The sequence below is a fragment of the Streptomyces sp. NPDC048590 genome, from assembly GCF_043199535.1.
Lineage (GTDB): Bacteria > Actinomycetota > Actinomycetes > Streptomycetales > Streptomycetaceae > Streptomyces.
This window is the reverse complement of sequence record NZ_JBICWC010000006.1, coordinates 202,734-220,284: the sequence shown is the minus strand read 5'-3', so window position 1 is coordinate 220,284 and position 17,551 is coordinate 202,734. Positions and strand designations below refer to the sequence as shown.

Sequence of the window (17,551 nt, the reverse complement as noted above, 5' to 3'; positions counted from 1 at the left end):
GGGGGGGGGGGCCCCCGCCCCCGGCCCCCCCGGGCCCCGCCCGCTCGGCGTTTAGCCCGCCCCCACCGCCACTGGGGGGGCCCTTCCGTGGGGGCCCCCCCCCCGGGGGGGGGCCCGGGGGGCCCCCCCCCCCCCCCGGCCGGTCACGCTAACAACGCAACTTCGTTCCCCACACATGCATTTGTGCGACGCCCATCGTGCCCCCACCGCTCGGGCACGTCCGGAGGACGGCTTCCGCTTGGTCCGTCACGCCGGTGAGCCCGGCGGTCGGTCTCCGCCACGGTCGGACGGCGATGTCGCTGCCGTCCTTGCGCCGGACGGCGATGTCGCTGCCACCCTCGGCTCAGACGCCGATGTCGCTGCCGTCCTTGCGCCAGACGGCGACGACCGACGGGCGGACGATCCTGCCCGGACCGTCCGGCCAGGTGCTCGCCGGCTTCTCGACCGACGCGCCGTCGACCTCACCCGGGTGCTGCACGGCGACCAGGACCCGGCGGTCCTGGATCAGCGGGCCGCACGTCTCGGCACCGGTCGGCACCGTCAGGAACTGCTTCAGCTCGCCCCGGCGCTCGCCCTGGGTGGCGACACCGAACAGCCCGTCGTGCGAGCCGAGCTGGTTGCCGTCCGTGGAGATCCAGAGATTGCCGTGGCTGTCGAAGGCCACGTTGTCCGGGCAGGAGATCGGGCTGACCTTGTCCTTGGGGAAGCCCGAGAAGTACGTGGCCGGGTCCTCCGGGTCGCCCGCGACGAGGAAGAGCCGCCAGGCGAAGCCGTCACCGGCCGGGTCGTCCCAGTTCTCCGCGAGCTCGAGGACCTGGCCGTGCTTGTTGGCGTTGCGCGGGTTGGCCTCGTCGGCACCGGCCTTGCCGGCCTTCCCGCGGTCGGTGTTGTTGGTGAGCGCGACGTACACCCGGCCGGTGCGCGGCGACGGCTCGACGTCCTCGGGGCGGTCCATCTTCGTGGCGCCGACCTTGTCACCGGCCAGGCGGGTGAAGACGTAGACCTCGTCGGCGGTCATGCCGGGCACGTGCGAGGTGTCACCGGTCGCCAGCGGGATCCAGACGCCGCTGCCGTCGAACTCGCCGTCCGAGGGCAGCTTGCCCGAGCCGTCGAACTCACCGGCGGGGGAGTCGCCCGTCAGCTTGGCGACGTAGAGCGTCCCTTCGTCCAGCAGCGTCAGGTTGTGCTCACGGGCGGCCCGTGAGTTCCCCTTCCGCATCTGCTTGCTGGAGACGAACTTGTAGAGGTAGTCGAAGCGTTCGTCGTCGCCCATGTAGACGACCGGACGGCCGTCCGCCGTCAGCCGGGGCTGCGCCGCCTCGTGCTTGAAGCGGCCGAGTGCGGTCCGCTTCCGGGGCGTCGAGTCCGGGTCGTACGGGTCGAGTTCGACGACCCAGCCGAAGCGGTGCGCCTCGTTCGGCTCCTGAGCGAGGTCGAAACGCTTGTCGAACCTCTCCCACTTGCGCTCCGTCGCGGCGGTGCCGATGCCGTAGCGCTTGTCGGTGTCGCTGGAACCGTTGGCGAAGTACTGGTTGAAGTTCTCCTCGCCGTGCAGCGTGGTGCCCCACGGGGTCGTGCCGCCCGCGCAGTTGTTGAGCGTGCCGAGGACCCTGCTGCCTGTGCGGTCGGCGGAGGTGCGGAGCAGCGGGCTGCCCGCCGCCGGACCGGTGATGCGGAACTCGCTGGTCGCCGTGAGGCGGCGGTTCAGCGGGTGACGGCTGACCGGGGTCAGCTTGCCGGTGCGGTTCTCCTCCTGGACGACGACCACGGAGAGTCCGTGTGCGGCCCAGGCGATCTCCACCTGCTCACGCGTCGGGTTGGCCGGATCGTAGCCACGGAACATCAGGATCTCGTCCGTGTACTCGTGGTTGGCGACCAGCACCTGACGGCCGTGTTCACCCTTGAGGGGGAGCAGGGAGAGGAAGTCGTTGTTGTAACCGAACTGACCCGCCTGGGCCTTCGCGGTCTGCTTGTCCGGGTTGAAGGCGGGGGCACCGCGCAGGATCGGTTCGCCCCAGCGGATCACCACGTTCTGGCCGTACCCGTCGGGGACGGTCACCTTGTCGTCCTTGTTGGGCGCGACGGCGCCGAACCGCAGACCACGGGCACCCGAAAGGGTGGGCTTCGGCTTGCCGCCGTGGCGGCCGGCGAGCGGGGCGGCCTCGGCGGCGGGCGCGGCCGGGCCGCCGAGCGCGGCGGTTCCGGCGGCGGCCACGGTCACCACGGCCGCGGCGCGCATCATCGACCGGCGCGACAGGGCACCGGCGATGATGTCGCCCGCGTACTCGTTCTCGCTGGTGTTGGGGATGTCCTGGAAGCAGGCGTCACCGCAGCGGTAGCGGCAGGTCAGCGCAGAGCGCCCGCCCGGGTGCGAGCCGATGAGCGGCAGCAATTTGCGCACGTTTTCGTCCCTCCGTCTGTGTGTCACGCGTGACGGTAGGTCCGCGTCCACGCCATACGTGGGACTGCCGGTGAACAGACGGTGAAGTCCCGGCCACCGCTGGTCTCACGGCCGTCCAGGACTCGGTTTCGACTCGGTTGGAGCTCGGTTGACGCGGGGGCGGGCCGCGCCGCCGAACGGCCGGATCCGGCCGCTAACCTTACGTATCCGCCCTGGCCAGGGATCAATTCCCGCAGTACGGACATTTATCGCACCCAACTCATGCGAAAGGCCTCGCTCATGGGCATTCGGAGCTTGCTGCGCAAGGTGTTCGGCCGGACGGAGCAGGACGAGCCGACCACGGCCACCGTCCCGCCCCAGGCCGAGCGCACTCAGCCCACGGAGGCGGAGAAGACCACCACTTCGGCGGCCGAGCCGGCGCAGACGTCGGTTCCGGCCCCCGCTTCATCCCCGGACCGGTCCGCCGGTGACGGGCACGACGACGGACAGGCCTCGGACCTGGTGGCGGCGGCCTTCGACAAGCCGGCCGCGGCGGTGACCGCGCCGGTCTCGGCGCCCACGCCCCGCGTTCCCGCCCAGGGGTCGGACCCGGAGGCGAAGCCGGCCGGGAACGCCGCGGACGCCACGGAGGAGCCGGTTGGCGCCGTCGAGGCCGCGGCGGAGGACTCCGCCGAGGCCGAGCCGGCTCCGATCACGATCGACATGGACGACCCGGAGCCGGAGCCGGCCGTCGTGCCCGCCACCACCGCCGACGCGGACGCCGCACCGGCCGCCACCTCCACGGAGGCACCCGCCTCCGAGGCGCCCACGGCCGAGGAGACCGCCCAGGACGCACCCGCGGCCGAGGCCGCCATGCCCGCCGCTCCGGAGGAGCCCGCGGCCGAGACCGCCGCTTCGGAGGAGCCTTCCGCGGAGAAGCCCGCCGTCGAGACCGTCGAGCCCGAGACCGTCGCCGAAGCCGCGCCCCTCGCAACCGAGCCCGTCGCCGCTGAGCCGGCCGCCGTCGTGGAGCCCGTCGCCGTCACCGCCGAGCCCGAGCCCGTCGTGGAGCCCGAGCCGGTCGTCGCCGAGGCCGCCCCCGTCGCCGAGGCCGCCCCCGTCGCCGAGGCCGCCCCCGTCGCCGAGCCGCTCGCCGCGCCGGCGCCGGTCGCCACGCCCGAGCCCGAGCCCGTCGGCGTCCCCGAGCCTGTCGCCGCAGCGGCCGCTCCGGAGGCCGCTCCGGCGCCCAAGGCCGCCCCCGCGGGCAAGCCCGCCGTGACCCTCGCCCGGGTGAAGGGTGCCGCCCCCGAGCTGGTCACCCCGTACAAGGCCGCGCAGGCCGCGCTCAAGGCCCAGGGGCTGACCGGGCTGCGGGCCACCGTGTACCTGGTCCTCGACCGGTCCGGGTCCATGCGGCCGTTCTACAAGGACGGCAGCGCCCAGCACCTGGGCGACCGCACCCTTGCGCTCGCCGCGCACCTGGACACCGGCGCCACCGTGCAGGTCGTGTTCTTCTCCACCGACATCGACGGCACCGGCGCGATCGACCTCACCGCCCACGAGGGCCGGATCGACGAACTGCACGCCGGACTCGGCCGCCTCGGCCGTACGAACTACCACCGCGCGGTCGAAGAGGTCGTCACCCACTACGAGAAGTCCGGCGCCACCGGTCCTGCCCTGGTCGTCTTCCAGACGGACGGCGCCCCGGACGCCAAGGTCGCCGCCAAGCAGGCGCTGACCGACGCGGCCCGGCTCCCGCTGTTCTTCCAGTTCGTCGCGTTCGGCGACGAGGACGCCAAGGGCTTCGACTTCCTGCGCCGGCTGGACGCCGACAACGCCGGGTTCTTCCACGCGGGCCCCGCCCCCCGCGAGGTGCCCGACGCGACGTTCTACCGCGAGGTGCTCGCCGGGCTGCCCGCCTGGGCCGCCGCGCGCGGAATCGTCGAGGGCTGACCCACCGGCAGCCGTACGGTCACGGCGAGCCCGCCTTCGGGGCCGGGTGCAGCCGTGACCGTACCGCCGTGAGCCACGGCGATGGAACGCACGATCGACAGTCCCAGTCCCGACCCCTGGCCCATCCGGTCCCGGCCCTCTCCGCGCCGGAACGGCTGGAAGAACCCGGCGATGTCCCCCTCGGCCACCACCGGCCCCGTGTTGCGGACCACCAGGACCCCGCCGGCCGACAGCGACACGTCCACCCGGCCGCCCGCCACGTTGTAGCGCACCGCGTTGGACAGCAGATTCGCCACCAGCTGGGCGAGCAGCTGCCGGTTGCCCCGTACGACGCAGGGCTCCGCCGCGACCGTGACCTCCGGGCGGGGCACCGCCGTCCGGTCGGTCGCCGCCGGGGGCCGCGCCGCCTCCTCGGCGACCACCCCCGCGAGGTCGACCTCCACACGCTCGCCGTTCGCCAGCCCCCGTTCACTGCGCGCCAGTACCAGCAGTCCCTCGATGAGCCGCTCGCTGCGCCTGTTGTTGTCCAGCAGTGTCTGCCGGGTGCGTACGAGGTCCTCCGGCGAGGGGTCGTCGAGGCCCACCTGGATCGCCGCCCGCTGGGTGGCCAGCGGCGTGCGCAGCTCGTGCGAGGCGTTCGCGATGAATCTCCGCTGGCTGTCGAAGGCCTTCTCCAGCCGCGCCAGCAGCGCGTCCAGCGTCTCCCCCAGCTCCTTCAGCTCGTCGTCCGGGCCGCTGGAGGCGATCCGCTCGTGGAGGGTGTGCTCGGACAGCCTCCGCGCCTTGGCGGTCATCGCGTGGACGGGCCGCAGCACCCGCCCGGCGGTCCACCAGCCCACCCCGACCGCGCACCCCGTCATGACGAGCAGCGCGGCGACGGACCAGTAGAGGAGCTCCCGGCTCGCGGCGTCACTGACGTCGTCGGTGACGTCGTAGACCGTGGGCGGACCGAGACGGCCCCTGGTGTGCAGGGGCCCGTTGACCGCGAACCCGGGCTGGGAGACGGCGGCGGAGGTGGCGATCGCCCGCGCCTGCGAGTCCGTACCGGCGCGTGAGGCCAGGTTCACCGTGGTGAGCAGCGCCGTGCCGAGGACCAGGAAGACCCCGCCGTACACGAGGGCGATCCGCATGCGGATCGTCGAGTGCCGGACGGCGGGCGCCCTCACGGCCCGCAGCAGCCCCGGCCGGCTCACAGCGCGTACCCGACGCCCTGCACGGTACGGATCAGCGCGGGCTCCCCCAGTTTGGCCCTGAGCTTGCTCATGCAGACCCGGACGGCCCCCGTGAAGGGGTCGGCGTTGGCGTCCCAGGCCCGCTCCAGCAGCTCCTCCGCGCTGACCGTGCCGCCGTCCGCCTCCAGCAGGAGCTGCAGCACGGTGAACTCCTTCGGCGACAGGTCCAGCTCCCGACCGTCCCGGGTGGCTGCCCGCCGGGCACTGTCGAGGCGGATGCCGTACCGCTCCAGCCGGGGCGGCACCGGGCGGGCGCTGCGACGCCGCAGGGCGCGGACCCGGGAGACCAGCTCGGGGAACTCGAAGGGCTTGCTCACGTAGTCGTCGGCGCCGAGGTCGAGCCCCTCCACCCGGTCCTCCATGGTCCCGGAGGCCGTGAGCATCAGGATCCGCGTCCGCGAACCGGTGGACACCAGCCTGCGGGCCACGTCGTCGCCGTGCACCCGGGGCAGATCCCGGTCGAGGACGACCACGTCGTAGTCGTGCAGCCCGAGGTAGGCGAGCGCCGCGTCCCCGCTGTACACGGTGTCCACGGCGAATCCGGCCCTCCGGAGCCCGGTCGCCACCAGCTCCGCCAGGATCTCCTCGTCCTCGGCGACCAGTACCCGCATCGTGTCGTCCCCTGCCTCGCGCACCCGTGCCCACTCCTCCCAGGATGCGTCTTTGGTACCTGAGGAGATGTTTCGCAAAGCTCTCCGGGACGGGGCGGGGCGGAGGCGAGGTCGGTGCACCCCTTATCGATGTGAGTGGATCACCCACGGGCCGTTAGGATTTCGACCATGGCGGCCACTGGATCCGAGAAGCAAGGGGGCGACGGCGTGAAGGGTTTCTACGTCTCGACCCCCATCTACTACGTCAACGACGCTCCTCACCTGGGCCACGCCTACACGACCGTCGCAGGCGACGTGCTCACCCGTTGGCACCGCCAGCGCGGCGAGAAGGTGTGGTACCTCACCGGCACGGACGAGCACGGTCAGAAGATCATGCGCACGGCCGAGGCGAACAACGTCACCCCTCAGGCCTGGTGCGACAAGCTCGTCGAGGAGGCCTGGAAGCCCCTCTGGGAGCACCTGAACATCGCGAACGACGACTTCATCCGCACGACGGAGAAGCGGCACACGGACCGTGTGCAGGAGTTCGTGCAGGACCTGTACGACAAGGACCAGATCTACAAGGGCGGGTACGAAGGCCCGTACTGCGTGGGCTGTGAGGAGTACAAGCTCCCCGGCGATCTGGTCGAGGCCGAGGACGGCACGAAGCTGTGCCCGATCCACAAGAAGCCGGTGGAGCTCCTCAAGGAGGAGAACTACTTCTTCAAGCTCAGCGAGTACGGCCCGAAGCTCATGGAGCTCTACGCGGCCAACCCGGACTTCATCCAGCCCGAGTCGGCGCGCAACGAGATCGTGAACTTCGTCAAGCAGGGCCTGCAGGACCTGTCGATCTCGCGCTCCACCTTCGACTGGGGCGTCCCCGTGCCGTGGGACCCGAAGCACGTGATCTACGTGTGGATCGACGCGCTGCTCAACTACGCGACGGCGGTCGGCTACGGCGCCAACCAGGAGAAGTTCGACAGCACCTTCCCGGCGAACGTCCACCTGATCGGCAAGGACATCCTCCGGTTCCACTCGGTGATCTGGCCGGCCATGCTCATGGCGCAGGGCCTCCCGGTGCCCGGCAAGGTCGTCGCCAACGGCTGGCTGATGGTCGGCGGCGAGAAGATGTCGAAGTCGAACCTGACCGGCATCAAGCCCCAGGACCTCACCTCGCACTTCGGCGTGGACGCCTACCGCTGGTACTTCCTGCGCGCCATCGCGTACGGCAGCGACGGCTCCTTCTCCTGGGAGGACTTCACCGCGCGCTACACCTCGGAGCTCGCCAACGACTACGGCAACCTCGCCTCGCGCGTCGCGGCGATGGTCGGCAAGTACTTCGGCGGCGCACTCCCCGAGGCCACGGCCGCCGGTGAGGCGGAGCAGGCGGTCCAGGAGGGCCTGGCGCAGGCCGTCTCCACCGCCGACCGGAAGATCGGCGAGGAGCTGGACTTCCAGGGCGGCATCCTGGCGATCTTCGACTTCGTGAAGCAGGTCAACGGCTACATCACCGAGCAGGAGCCCTGGAAGGTCGCCAAGGACACCTCGCCGGAGGGCCAGGCGCGCCTCGCGACCATCCTGTACACGGCGGCCGAGTCGCTGCGCGGTGTCGCGGTCCTGCTCAACGCGGTCATGCCGGACACCTCGCAGAAGCTGTGGGACTCCCTGGGCGCCGAGGCGTCCCTCGGTGCCCTCACCGCTCAGCCGGTCCAGGACGCGGGCCGCTGGGGACAGCTGCCCGCCGGGGCGACGGTCACCAAGGGCGCGGTGCTCTTCCCGCGCCTGGAGGAGAAGCCCGCGTAAGCGGTTCACGCACACGCCGAGGAGCCCGGACCCGATCACATCGGGTCCGGGCTCCTTCGTACGTACGGCCTGTCAGCACGTACCCGGGAATCAGCGGGCCAGTGAGGCCTGGTCCCCCATCACGATCACCGGTTCCTTCGCCGGGTCCAGGGTGAGCAGCAGCTCCCGCATCCGGTCCTCGGTCAGCGAGACGCAGCCCTGGGTGGGACCGCCGTGGTCCACGTGGATCCAGATGCCGCCGCCACGTTCCTCGCCCATCGGCCGCGTACGGTCCAGCGGGCTGGTGCCCGCGACACGGTTGTAGTTGATCGCCACGACGTAGTCGAAGGAGCCTTCGAGCGGCTCCCCGAGGAAGCCCTCGCCGGACACCGCGAACCGGTGCTCCTCGTCGTACGGGAGCAGCGCGCCCGGGTCGGGCAGCCGGCCGCCCGCGTCGGTGAGCCCGAAGATTCCGACCGGTGACCGCAGGTCGTCGGTGAGGTGGTGGTCGGTCCAGCCCTCCATCCCGTTGTGGGCGGGCCAGGGACCCGCCAAGGGCCGCCAGCCCCTGGCCGCGTCGTCGCGGCTGTACAGCTCCACCGCCGAGCGGTTGGAGTCGGGGCCCTGGCCGGTCACCAGCACGGCCTGCCGCGCGGTGTCCGGAAGCTGTGCCAGGGTCTCCGGTCCGAGTCCCGGGATCTCGGCGGGAGCCACATAGGGCTCGACGGTACGGGGCGGAGCCGCTGAGGCGCCGGGCCCGGACAGCGCCCGGGGCCCCGAGGGGTCGGAGCTCCGCACGGCTCCCGAGGAACAGCCGATGACCAGCAGGAAGAGGGCGACGAGAAGGACGTACGGGCGACGCGGGACGGACACGGTGCGCAACTCCTCGGTGGCGGGCGGGCGAGCACTTCCGGTGCCATGTGCCGGGGCGGGCGGCGCCCAACCTGAACCGGTGCCATCCGGATGTACCCGGACCGCGTACCCCCGCTCCACGCGTTCCGCACGTCTCACCCGTACGCAGCAAGAAGGCCCGGAGCCCGAACGGCCCCGGGCCCGCTGCGCCGGAAGTGCTGGGCGCGTCCTAGAGGTCCGTGCCGTCGTGCGTCTCGTCGGGGTCGACGCCCATCGTGATCGAGCCGGTCACCCCTCGCGCCATCCGCCCCTTGCGGTACGAGAGCTTGAGCAGACCTCCGGTCACACCGCTCTGGTCGTAGATGGTGTCCTCGGTCAGCGTGGTGCGGGGCGTGGTGCTGGTCGAGTACGGCTCCGCCTTCGCCGAGTCGAGGACCGCGGACTCGGCGAAGAAGAACTGGCCGGTGTGGCAGGTGTGCCCGCCCTCGTACCCGGCGTCGGTCATCTTCCCGCCGACGTGAACCTTCGTGTGGATGTGGACGGCCCGGCCCTGGTACCAGCCCGGGAAGACAGTCTTGAACTCGACGTATCCGTGCTGGTCGGTGAGCTGGGTGCCGCGCAGATAGCGCTCGTCGTCGGTGGGCTCGCTGTGACCGCCACCGCCGCCCGGACCGCCGGAGGGAGGGGTCCCGGTGGGCTGACCGGTCGGAGCGTCCGTGGGGATGTCCGTGGGCGCGTCGGTGGGGGTGCCGCTCGGCGGGGTGCCACCGCCGCCGGGCCCACCGCCCTGGCTCATGCTCTCGTAGCCGGAGTAGATCCCCAGGGCGTCGCAGTGCCAGATGTCGACGGCCGCCCTCTTCAGCGGCTTGCAGGTGTCGGAATCGATCACCTTGAGCCGGAGGGTCATCGGAATGCCCTCCCTGTCCTCCGTGATGTCCTTCCGGATCTTGTCGGCGTCGATGTAGTACGGGCCTTCGGTCGTCTCCGAGGTGAGGCGGTAGCAGGCCTCACCCTCTCCGGGCCTGCTGCCGGAGGACTTCGTCTCCTCGTCGGCCGACGCCGTGGCGACGAAGCCGGCGCCGACCCCGGCAGCCGCCACCACGGCTCCACCGGTGAGGATCATGCGTCGCCGGGTCATGTCCTTCTTGTGCGCGGGTCCCTGAGTCTCTGTCATGCCTCGGGAGGCTAGGCAGCCTGCCTGGCAGGAACATGAGGGTCGGCTGTGCGTTCCTGTGCGTGGCCGCCGGGGAAGGCGGCGGGAACGCGAACAGTCCCCGGCGGGGCGGCCGGGGACTGTTTCACGTGGAACCGAAGCGGAACCTCGGGCCTTACTTGGCGCCGGTGTCCCTCGCCACGGAGTCCTTCGCGTCGGCCTTGTCCTTGGCCGCCGCGACGGGCTTGCGGAGCTGGATGTTCAGCTCGCGCAGGCGGGTCTCCTCCAGCACGGTCGGGGCGCCCATCATCAGGTCCTGGGCGTTGCCGTTGAGCGGGAAGGCGATCGTCTCGCGGATGTTGGGCTCGTCGGCGAGCAGCATCACGATGCGGTCGACGCCGGGGGCGATGCCACCGTGCGGCGGGGCGCCGAGACGGAAGGCGCGCAGCATGCCCGCGAACTCCTGCTCGACGGTCTCGCGGTCGTAGCCGGCGATCTCGAAGGCCTTGAGCATGAGCTCGGGCTCGTGGTTACGGATGGCGCCGGAGGACAGCTCGATGCCGTTGCAGACGATGTCGTACTGCCAGGCGAGGATGTCCAGCGGGTCCTTCTCCTCCAGGTCGGCGAGGCCGCCCTGGGGCATGGAGAAGGGGTTGTGCGAGAAGTCGATCTTGCCGGTCTCCTCGTCCTTCTCGTACATCGGGAAGTCGACGATCCAGCAGAACCGGAAGACGCCCTCCTCGAAGTGGCCGGCGCGCTTGGCGGCCTCGACCCGGACCGCCGACATGATCTTGGAGACCTCGTCGAACTCGCCCGCGCCGAAGAAGACGGCGTGGCCGGGGACGAGGGAGAGCCGCTCGGTGAGCGTCTTGACGTCCGCCTCGGTGAGGAACTTGGCGATCGGACCGGCCAGCGTGCCGTCCTCGCCGACGCGGACCCAGGCGAGGCCCTTGGCGCCGTGCTCGACGGCGTACTCGCCGAGGCCGTCGAAGAACTTCCGGGACTGACCGGCGGTGTCCGGGACGGGCAGCGCGCGGACGTGCTTGCCGGCGAACGCCTTGAAGCCGGAGTCGGCGAAGACGTCGGAGATGTCGACGAGCTCCAGCTTGGCGCGCAGGTCGGGCTTGTCGTTGCCGTACTTCAGCATCGACTCGCGGAACGGGATGCGCGGGAACGGCGAGGTGACCTCGCGGCCGTTGCCGAACTCGGTGAAGAGCTCGGTCATCAGCTTCTCGATCGGCTGGAAGACGTCCTCCTGCTCGACGAAGGACATCTCGACGTCGAGCTGGTAGAACTCGCCCGGCGAACGGTCGGCACGGGCGTCCTCGTCGCGGAAGCAGGGCGCGATCTGGAAGTAGCGGTCGAAGCCCGAGATCATCAGCAGCTGCTTGAACTGCTGCGGCGCCTGCGGCAGCGCGTAGAACTTGCCGGGGTTCAGCCGGGACGGGACGACGAAGTCACGGGCGCCCTCGGGGGAGGTCGCGGTGAGGATCGGGGTCGCCATCTCGTTGAAACCGAGGGCCACCATCTTGGAGCGGATGGAGGCGATCACGGCGGAGCGCAGCATGATGTTGCGGTGCATGCGCTCACGGCGCAGGTCCAGGAAGCGGTACTCCAGACGCCGCTCCTCGTTGACGCCGTCCTCGGTGTTGATCGTGAAGGGCAGCGGTCCGGCCTCGCCGAGCACCTCGACCTCGGAGACCTCGATCTCGATCTCGCCGGTCGGCAGCTCCGGGTTGACGTTGTCGGCGCCACGCGCCGAGACCTTGCCGTCGATCCGGACGACGGTCTCCTTGGTCAGCTTTGCCAGGGCCTCGTTGCCGGGCGTACCGGGGCGGGCCACGAGCTGCACCAGACCGTAGTGGTCGCGCAGATCGATGAAGAGGATGCCGCCCAGGTCTCGGCGATTGTGCAGCCAGCCGCTCAGCCGGACGTCGGTGCCGACGTCAGAGGCGCGGAGCTCGCCGCAGGTGTGGGACCTGTACCGATGCATCGTCGTTCATCCAGTCTTCGCGGGGCGGGGGTGTCCGATTGACACCCCAGGCTACCGCCCGCGGGCACACCTCCCGCGAGGGATTACCGCCGGACAGGCCCGAGGCGCACCCGGACACCTCCGGCGGGCGACCGCCGGGCGGAAGACCCTCGGTGGCGACAAGGAAGAGAATCTTCCTAAAGTGGGGCAATGCGCACCGAGGAGATCCTGGCTGCGATCGGGACCGGCCTGTGGAGCTGGGACAGCTCGTCAGGCACGGTCACGCTCGACGCCGAGGCGGCGCGGCTGGTGGGACTGCCCGCCGAGGCCGTGTCCCGCCCCGGCGACGAGGTGCGCCCCCGTTTCCACCCCGCCGACTGGAACGAGATCTTCGGCATCGTGAACTTCGCGATCGCCGAGCGCACGGTCGCCGAGGCCCGGATGCGCATCGTGGACGAGGACGGCGCGGTCGTACGCACCGTGCGCAGCAGGTCCAAGCCGGTAGCGAAGGACACCCCGGGCCGGCACGCGTACGTGCTGATGGGGATCCTCCAGGAGGTCGTCGAGCCTCCGGGGGCGACGGCGGCGCAGACCCCGCTCACCGGGGACTGGCGGCGGTCGCGCGAGGCGTTCCTGCTGGACGCGGGCCGGGCCCTGGCCGAGGCGGGGTCCACCGAGGAGGTGCTCCGGGTCGCGGGTTCGCTCTCCATGCCGGGCTTCTCACCGGACGGTCTCGCCGTCTTCGGGATCTCGGGCGAGCACCTGACGGTCATCGGACATCACGGGCACAACGAGGGCGACGAGAAGCCGTTCACCGACATGCCCCTGCAGACCGACTACCCGGCCGCCGAGGTCGTACGGACCGGCCAGGCCATCTACCTCGCCTCGCCGGACGAGTACCGGCGGCGCTTCCCCGCCACCTGGCCGCTGGCCAAGGGGTTCGGGCGCCAGTCCTGGGCCTTCCTGCCGCTGATCGCGTCCGGGCACACCATGGGGGCCTGGATGGCCGGCTTCCGCCACAACGTGGCCTTCTCCCCCGACGAGCGCTCCGTGCTCACCACGGTGGCCAGGATGCTGGCACAGGCGCTGACGCGCGCCGGGGCCGCCGAGACCGAGCGCGAGCTGTCCCTGGGCCTCCAGCGGGCGATGAGGCCGTCCCTCGGACCCGGTGTGCCGGGCCTGACGGTCGCCGCCCGCTACATCCCCACGGGAGGAGGCCTCCAGGTCGGGGGCGATTGGTACGACGTGATCCCGCTCCCCAACGGCAGGATCGCCCTGGCCATCGGCGACGTCCAGGGACACGACGTACGGGCGGCCGGCCTGATGGGCCAGCTGCGCATCGCCCTGCGCGCCTACGCCTCCGAGGGCCACCGACCCGACGCGGTCCTCGCCCGCGCGTCACGCTTCCTGTCCGGGCTGACCGAGACCTACGACCTGACCGACGGCGAGGACCCGTCCGACGTCACACGCTTCGCGACCTGCCTCTACGCGGAGGCCGACCCGGAGACGGGCACCCTGGACATCGCCAGGGCGGGCCACCCGGACCCGGTGGTGATCAGCGTCGACGGCACCGCGGTGATCCGGCAGACCGCCGGTGGACTGCCGCTGGGCGTCGAGGAGGACGCCGACTACCCGACGACGCGCGTCGTCCTCGACCCGGGCGAGACGATCATGCTGTGCACCGACGGGCTCATCGAGACCGGCGGCCACGACATGGCCACCGGCTGGACCCGGCTCCGGCCGGTCCTCGAGAAGCCCGTCGACGACCTGGAGGAGCTCGCCGAGGCCCTCGTACAGACGGTGCACGGGCCCGGCTCGCACTACACGACCGGGCCGCTGGTCGACCGCCGCGAGGACGACATCGCGCTCGTGGTCATGCGCCGCGAGGCGTCACGGACGCGAAGGACCCCCGGCCGGCGCTCCGCCATGTCGATCGCCCAGGCGGAACCGGAGCAGGTCGCGGCCGCCCGCCGGCAGCTGCGGGAGCTGCTGCACGACTGGGCGGACTCGGAACAGGTCGACTCGGCGGAGCTGATGGTCTCCGAGATGGCGACCAACGTGCTCGTCCACACGGACGGGGACGCGCTCCTGGTCGCCGAGGTCACGGGCGAGGCGGGCGAGCGGCGGTTGCGGGTCGAGGTGGCGGACACCAGCGACGAGCTGCCGCACAAGCGGAGGCCGGGGGAGATGGCCTCCAGCGGCCGTGGCCTGGTCCTGATGGAGATGCTCGCCGACACCTGGGGGGTGGACCCGAGGGGCGAGGGCAAGTCGATCTGGTTCGAGCTGTACGAGTCCGCGGATCCGGTGGAACTGGCTGCCGTCGGTTCATGAGCTGCTGCCCGGAGCCCCCGTACGGCCTTCGGTTCATGAACCGCTGCCCGGAGCCCCGCGGTTCATGAAGTGCCGCCCGGGGCCCCGTACGCGTCGCCACCGGCCTCGTGGCTCCCGCCCCCGGCCTCGTACCTCCTGCGCAGCACCCCGATCACCCCGAACGCCGCGGCGCACAGCGGCACCGCGAGCAGCATGCCCAGGATGCCCGCCACGCTCGCTCCGGCCGTCAGGGCGATCATGATCATGGCGGGATGCATCTGGACCGTACGGCTCTGGATGGCGGGCTGCAGCACATGGCCCTCCAGCACCTGGACGGCGAGCACCACGCCCAGTGCCCAGAGCGCGATCACCAGCCCCCGGTCGGCGAGCGCCACCAGCACGGCCACGGCGCCGGAGAGGAAGGCCCCGAGGTACGGGATGTAGGCGCCGACGAAGACCAGCGCCCCCAGCCCCACCGCGCCCGGTACCCGCAGGATCAGCAGACCCACGGTGATGCAGATCGCGTCGATCAGGGCGATGAAGGTGGTACCGCGCATGAAGCCCTCGACGGCCTCGAAGGCCCTGCGGCCCATCGCCTCCACCAGGCCACCCGTCCCGCGCGGGGCGATCGAGTGGGCGAGATGCACGGCACGGTCCGAGTCACGGAGGAAGAAGAAGGTCAGCAGCAGCGCGAGGACTCCCGTCGTGACGAGCGACCCGATGAGGCTGATCCCGCTGAGCAGCCCGCCGGCCGCGCTCGCCCCGAACTTCTCGACGAGGGACTTGGCGTTGTCCGCCAGGTCGTCGACGTCGGCGACACCCGCGATCTCGAAGTGGTCGATGACCCACTGCGCGGTGTCCTTCAGGGAGTCCACGATCTGCTCACCGGTGTCGACGAGCGCGGTGACGACGATGTACCCGGCGCCGCCGCCCACCGCCACCAGGGCGACGCAGGTGAGTCCGGCGGCCACCGACCGGTTCACCCGGTGAGCCACCAGCCAGCGGTGCACCGGACCGAGCAGCGCGGTGCCGAGCAGCGCCAGCAGCACCGGAGTGACCGCGGTCTTCAGTACGACGCACAGCCAGACAGCCACAGCCGCGACACCGGCGACGAGGAGCAGCACGCCGCACCAGGCGGCCGTCCGCCGCGCGACGTCGGGCAGGAGGGGCTTCCGGGTAGGCACCATCCCACCCGATCACGGACCCGGGGCCGCGGCCCTCCCGGAGGTGCGTACGGGTGAAGGGCCCTGACGAAGCGGACGACGCGTCACCTGGCGTCGCGCACGCGGCGACCACCTTGCGCACGCCCAACACCGTTCACAATAAACGCAGTTGATTAGAACCGAATTATAGTTACCGCTCGTCCTGTCCTTGAGCGGGCACCGAGCCGGGCCCAGTCGGGCCGGCCGGAGGAGCCCCCGGCGCAGCAGACGACCAGAGGAGGCCGGACCGGCATGGCCAGTGCCAACGGCGGAGGACGGGACGAGGGACCGCGGGAGTGTGAGGGATCCGGCCAGGAGTCCCACGCCGGCGACGAGGTCGAGGGACTCCAGCCCCTCACCGCGTCGGACCCGCCGCGCATCGGCCCGTACCTGCTGCTCGGACGCCTCGGCGCGGGCGGCATGGGGAGGGTCTACCTCGCACGCGCGCAGGGAGCCGCACGGTCGCGGTGAAGGTGGTGCACGAGGAGCACGTCGCCGACCCGCAGTTCAGGGCGCGCTTCCGCCGGGAGATCGACGCCGCCCGGCGCGTGGGCAAGCGCCACACCGCCCCCGTGCTCGACGCCGACCCGGACGCGAACCTCCCCTGGGTCGCCACCGGCTACATCCCGGGCCTCTCCCTGGAGGAGGTCGTACGCCGGCACGGCCCGCTGCCGCCCTCCTCCGTGCGGGCACTCGCCCAGGGGCTGCTGAAGGCCCTCGACGACATCCACGGCGCGGACATAGTCCACCGTGACCTCAAGCCGTCGAACATCATGCTCACCGTCAACGGCCCCCGGGTCATCGACTTCGGCATCGCCCGCGCCCTGGAGACGTCCGTCGGGTCGGTGCTGACCAGCATGGGGCTGATCGTCGGCTCACCGGGCTTCATGTCGCCGGAACAGATCCGGGGGCAGGAGATCGGACCGAAGAGCGACGTCTTCTCCCTCGGCTGCGTCCTGAACTGGGCGGTCACGGGCCAACTGGCCTTCGGCCCGCCCGGCGCCCATCCCCACTCCGTCAACTACCACGCCGCCGAGAGCGCGCCCGACCTGGAACGGGTGGGTGACACGGCCCTGCGGGACCTGATCTCACGCTGCCTCACCAAGGACGTGGACGAACGGCCGGACGTGGCCGCCCTGCTCTCCGACGAGCAGGGCGCCCGGTCCATGCCGGCGAACGGGGCATGGCTGCCCCCGGACGTCATCGCCGAGCTCGCGGACCGCTCGGCGCGGCTGCTCGACGTCGACGCGGCGCCACTGCGCGAGGCGCCGCGTGACCGGGAGACGTATGCCCTGCGCCCGAAGGCCGCCCCTGTCGCGGGGGCGGACGTGACGCCGGCCGCGGACGAGGCACGGACGAGCTCGGGGCGCGGGAAGCGGCGTCGCAACTGGTTCGTGGCGATCCCCCTGGTGGTGGTGGTCACCGTCGGCGGCGGGACGGCGGTGGTGCTCGGCCCCTTCGCCGACAAGGGGGACGCCGACGCCGCTGACAGGGTCGCGCCGAGCAGCGCCCCGTCCGTACCGGGCTCCGCCACGGCCTCGCCGCCCGGGAAGGCCGGCCCTAGTCCGTCGCGGAGCAGGAGCAAGGCCCCGAAGGACAAGGACGAGGGCGGGAAGGACGGCGGGGGGACCGGTCCGGTCGAGGCCGGCGGTGGCGTCGGGGGCGCCTCGGGAGGGGGTTCGTCCGCAACCGGCGGTTCGTCCACATCCGGCGGCGGTTCAGGAACCTCCGGAGGGTCGTCCTCCGGCGGGGGATCGAGCGCCTCGGGCGGATCGGCGGGCGGCGGCTCGGGCGGGGCCGTCCCCTCGTACTTCGTCGGCACCTGGAAGTTCGACGGCCTGTCCGGGAACCATCCGGGCACCATCGCCATCAGCCAAGGGGCCGAGGGCGCGCGGGTGGTCCGCTACATCACCGACGCGCTCGTCATCGGTCACTGCGAATGGGTCGGACGGCTGGAAGCCGTCACCAACTCGGGTACCCGTCTGGAGATCACCTCGGCCCCGGTCGACGAGGCGAAGACGACCGGAGCGGCCTGCAACCGCGACCACCCCTCCCAAGGGGACGGCCACCACTACATCCGTTAGCCGTCCGTGCCGGTCCCGGAGCGCGGGACCGGCACGGCGGA

General features: G+C 71.6%; 12 protein-coding genes. 5 read left to right on the top strand and 7 right to left on the bottom strand.

Features of this window, described 5'->3' with window-relative positions:
* Positions 1-343: 343 nt before the first annotated feature.
* Entirely contained in the window at positions 344-2,401 is a 2,058-nt protein-coding gene (locus ACGFNN_RS19435; protein ID WP_393557340.1) for a PhoX family protein, read from the bottom strand.
* Between the two features lie 279 nt (positions 2,402-2,680).
* Here ACGFNN_RS19435 and ACGFNN_RS19430 point away from each other — a divergent pair, with 279 nt between their 5' ends.
* A complete protein-coding gene (locus ACGFNN_RS19430; protein ID WP_393557338.1) occupies positions 2,681-4,333 on the top strand; it encodes a VWA domain-containing protein in 1,653 nt (550 codons plus the stop codon).
* Here the strand turns inward: ACGFNN_RS19430 and ACGFNN_RS19425 are convergent.
* Together ACGFNN_RS19425 and ACGFNN_RS19420 are read right to left on the bottom strand one after the other, a co-directional pair.
* Entirely contained in the window at positions 4,270-5,463 is a 1,194-nt protein-coding gene (locus ACGFNN_RS19425) for a sensor histidine kinase (RefSeq protein WP_393557748.1), read from the bottom strand. The genes ACGFNN_RS19430 and ACGFNN_RS19425 overlap by 64 nt on opposite strands.
* Positions 5,464-5,522: 59 nt before the next feature.
* Positions 5,523-6,176 (bottom strand): response regulator transcription factor, encoded by a 654-nt coding sequence (locus tag ACGFNN_RS19420; RefSeq protein WP_393557746.1) that lies wholly within the window; start codon positions 6,174-6,176, stop codon positions 5,523-5,525.
* Between the two features lie 168 nt (positions 6,177-6,344).
* Between ACGFNN_RS19420 and metG the strand changes: the two genes are divergently transcribed.
* On the top strand, positions 6,345-7,958 hold the full coding sequence (gene metG / locus ACGFNN_RS19415; RefSeq protein WP_393557336.1) for a methionine--tRNA ligase: 1,614 nt from the start codon (positions 6,345-6,347) through the stop codon (positions 7,956-7,958).
* Between the two features lie 90 nt (positions 7,959-8,048).
* On the opposite strand, the gene ACGFNN_RS19410 is transcribed toward metG, so the two are convergent.
* The 3 genes from ACGFNN_RS19410 to aspS form a co-directional block, all read right to left on the bottom strand.
* A complete protein-coding gene (locus tag ACGFNN_RS19410) occupies positions 8,049-8,810 on the bottom strand; it encodes a hypothetical protein (RefSeq protein ID WP_393557335.1) in 762 nt (253 codons plus the stop codon).
* A 208-nt stretch (positions 8,811-9,018) separates the two neighbouring features.
* Positions 9,019-9,963, bottom strand: a complete 945-nt coding sequence (locus tag ACGFNN_RS19405; protein ID WP_393557333.1) for an intradiol ring-cleavage dioxygenase — start codon at positions 9,961-9,963, stop codon at positions 9,019-9,021.
* Between the two features lie 154 nt (positions 9,964-10,117).
* A complete protein-coding gene (aspS, locus tag ACGFNN_RS19400) occupies positions 10,118-11,935 on the bottom strand; it encodes an aspartate--tRNA ligase (RefSeq protein WP_362545067.1) in 1,818 nt (605 codons plus the stop codon).
* A gap of 189 nt (positions 11,936-12,124) precedes the next feature.
* Here aspS and ACGFNN_RS19395 point away from each other — a divergent pair, with 189 nt between their 5' ends.
* Entirely contained in the window at positions 12,125-14,245 is a 2,121-nt protein-coding gene (locus tag ACGFNN_RS19395; RefSeq protein ID WP_393557331.1) for a SpoIIE family protein phosphatase, read from the top strand.
* Positions 14,246-14,307: 62 nt separating this feature from the next.
* Here ACGFNN_RS19395 and ACGFNN_RS19390 read toward each other — a convergent pair whose 3' ends face one another.
* Complete coding sequence (locus ACGFNN_RS19390) at positions 14,308-15,408, bottom strand: AI-2E family transporter (protein WP_393557329.1); 1,101 nt, start codon at positions 15,406-15,408, stop codon at positions 14,308-14,310.
* A gap of 270 nt (positions 15,409-15,678) precedes the next feature.
* Between ACGFNN_RS19390 and ACGFNN_RS19385 the strand changes: the two genes are divergently transcribed.
* A complete protein-coding gene (locus ACGFNN_RS19385) occupies positions 15,679-15,897 on the top strand; it encodes a hypothetical protein (RefSeq protein ID WP_393557328.1) in 219 nt (72 codons plus the stop codon).
* Positions 15,894-17,510 carry a serine/threonine-protein kinase gene (locus tag ACGFNN_RS19380; RefSeq protein WP_393557326.1) on the top strand — a complete coding sequence of 539 codons (1,617 nt, stop codon included), beginning with the start codon at positions 15,894-15,896 and terminating at the stop codon, positions 17,508-17,510. Before ACGFNN_RS19385 ends, ACGFNN_RS19380 begins: the two co-directional genes overlap by 4 nt.
* Positions 17,511-17,551 lie beyond the last annotated feature (41 nt).

What these genes read in the sequence shown, in the direction of transcription:
- aspS (WP_362545067.1), bottom strand. Translation starts at nt 11,935, where the DNA reads ATGCATCGGTACAGGTCCCACACCTGCGGCGAGCTCCGCGCCTCTGAC.
- ACGFNN_RS19430 (WP_393557338.1), top strand. Translation starts at nt 2,681, where the DNA reads ATGGGCATTCGGAGCTTGCTGCGCAAGGTGTTCGGCCGGACGGAGCAG.
- metG (WP_393557336.1), top strand. Translation starts at nt 6,345, where the DNA reads ATGGCGGCCACTGGATCCGAGAAGCAAGGGGGCGACGGCGTGAAGGGT.
- ACGFNN_RS19420 (WP_393557746.1), bottom strand. Translation starts at nt 6,176, where the DNA reads ATGCGGGTACTGGTCGCCGAGGACGAGGAGATCCTGGCGGAGCTGGTG.
- ACGFNN_RS19385 (WP_393557328.1), top strand. Translation starts at nt 15,679, where the DNA reads ATGGCCAGTGCCAACGGCGGAGGACGGGACGAGGGACCGCGGGAGTGT.
- ACGFNN_RS19405 (WP_393557333.1), bottom strand. Translation starts at nt 9,963, where the DNA reads ATGACAGAGACTCAGGGACCCGCGCACAAGAAGGACATGACCCGGCGA.
- ACGFNN_RS19425 (WP_393557748.1), bottom strand. Translation starts at nt 5,463, where the DNA reads ATGCGGATCGCCCTCGTGTACGGCGGGGTCTTCCTGGTCCTCGGCACG.
- ACGFNN_RS19395 (WP_393557331.1), top strand. Translation starts at nt 12,125, where the DNA reads ATGCGCACCGAGGAGATCCTGGCTGCGATCGGGACCGGCCTGTGGAGC.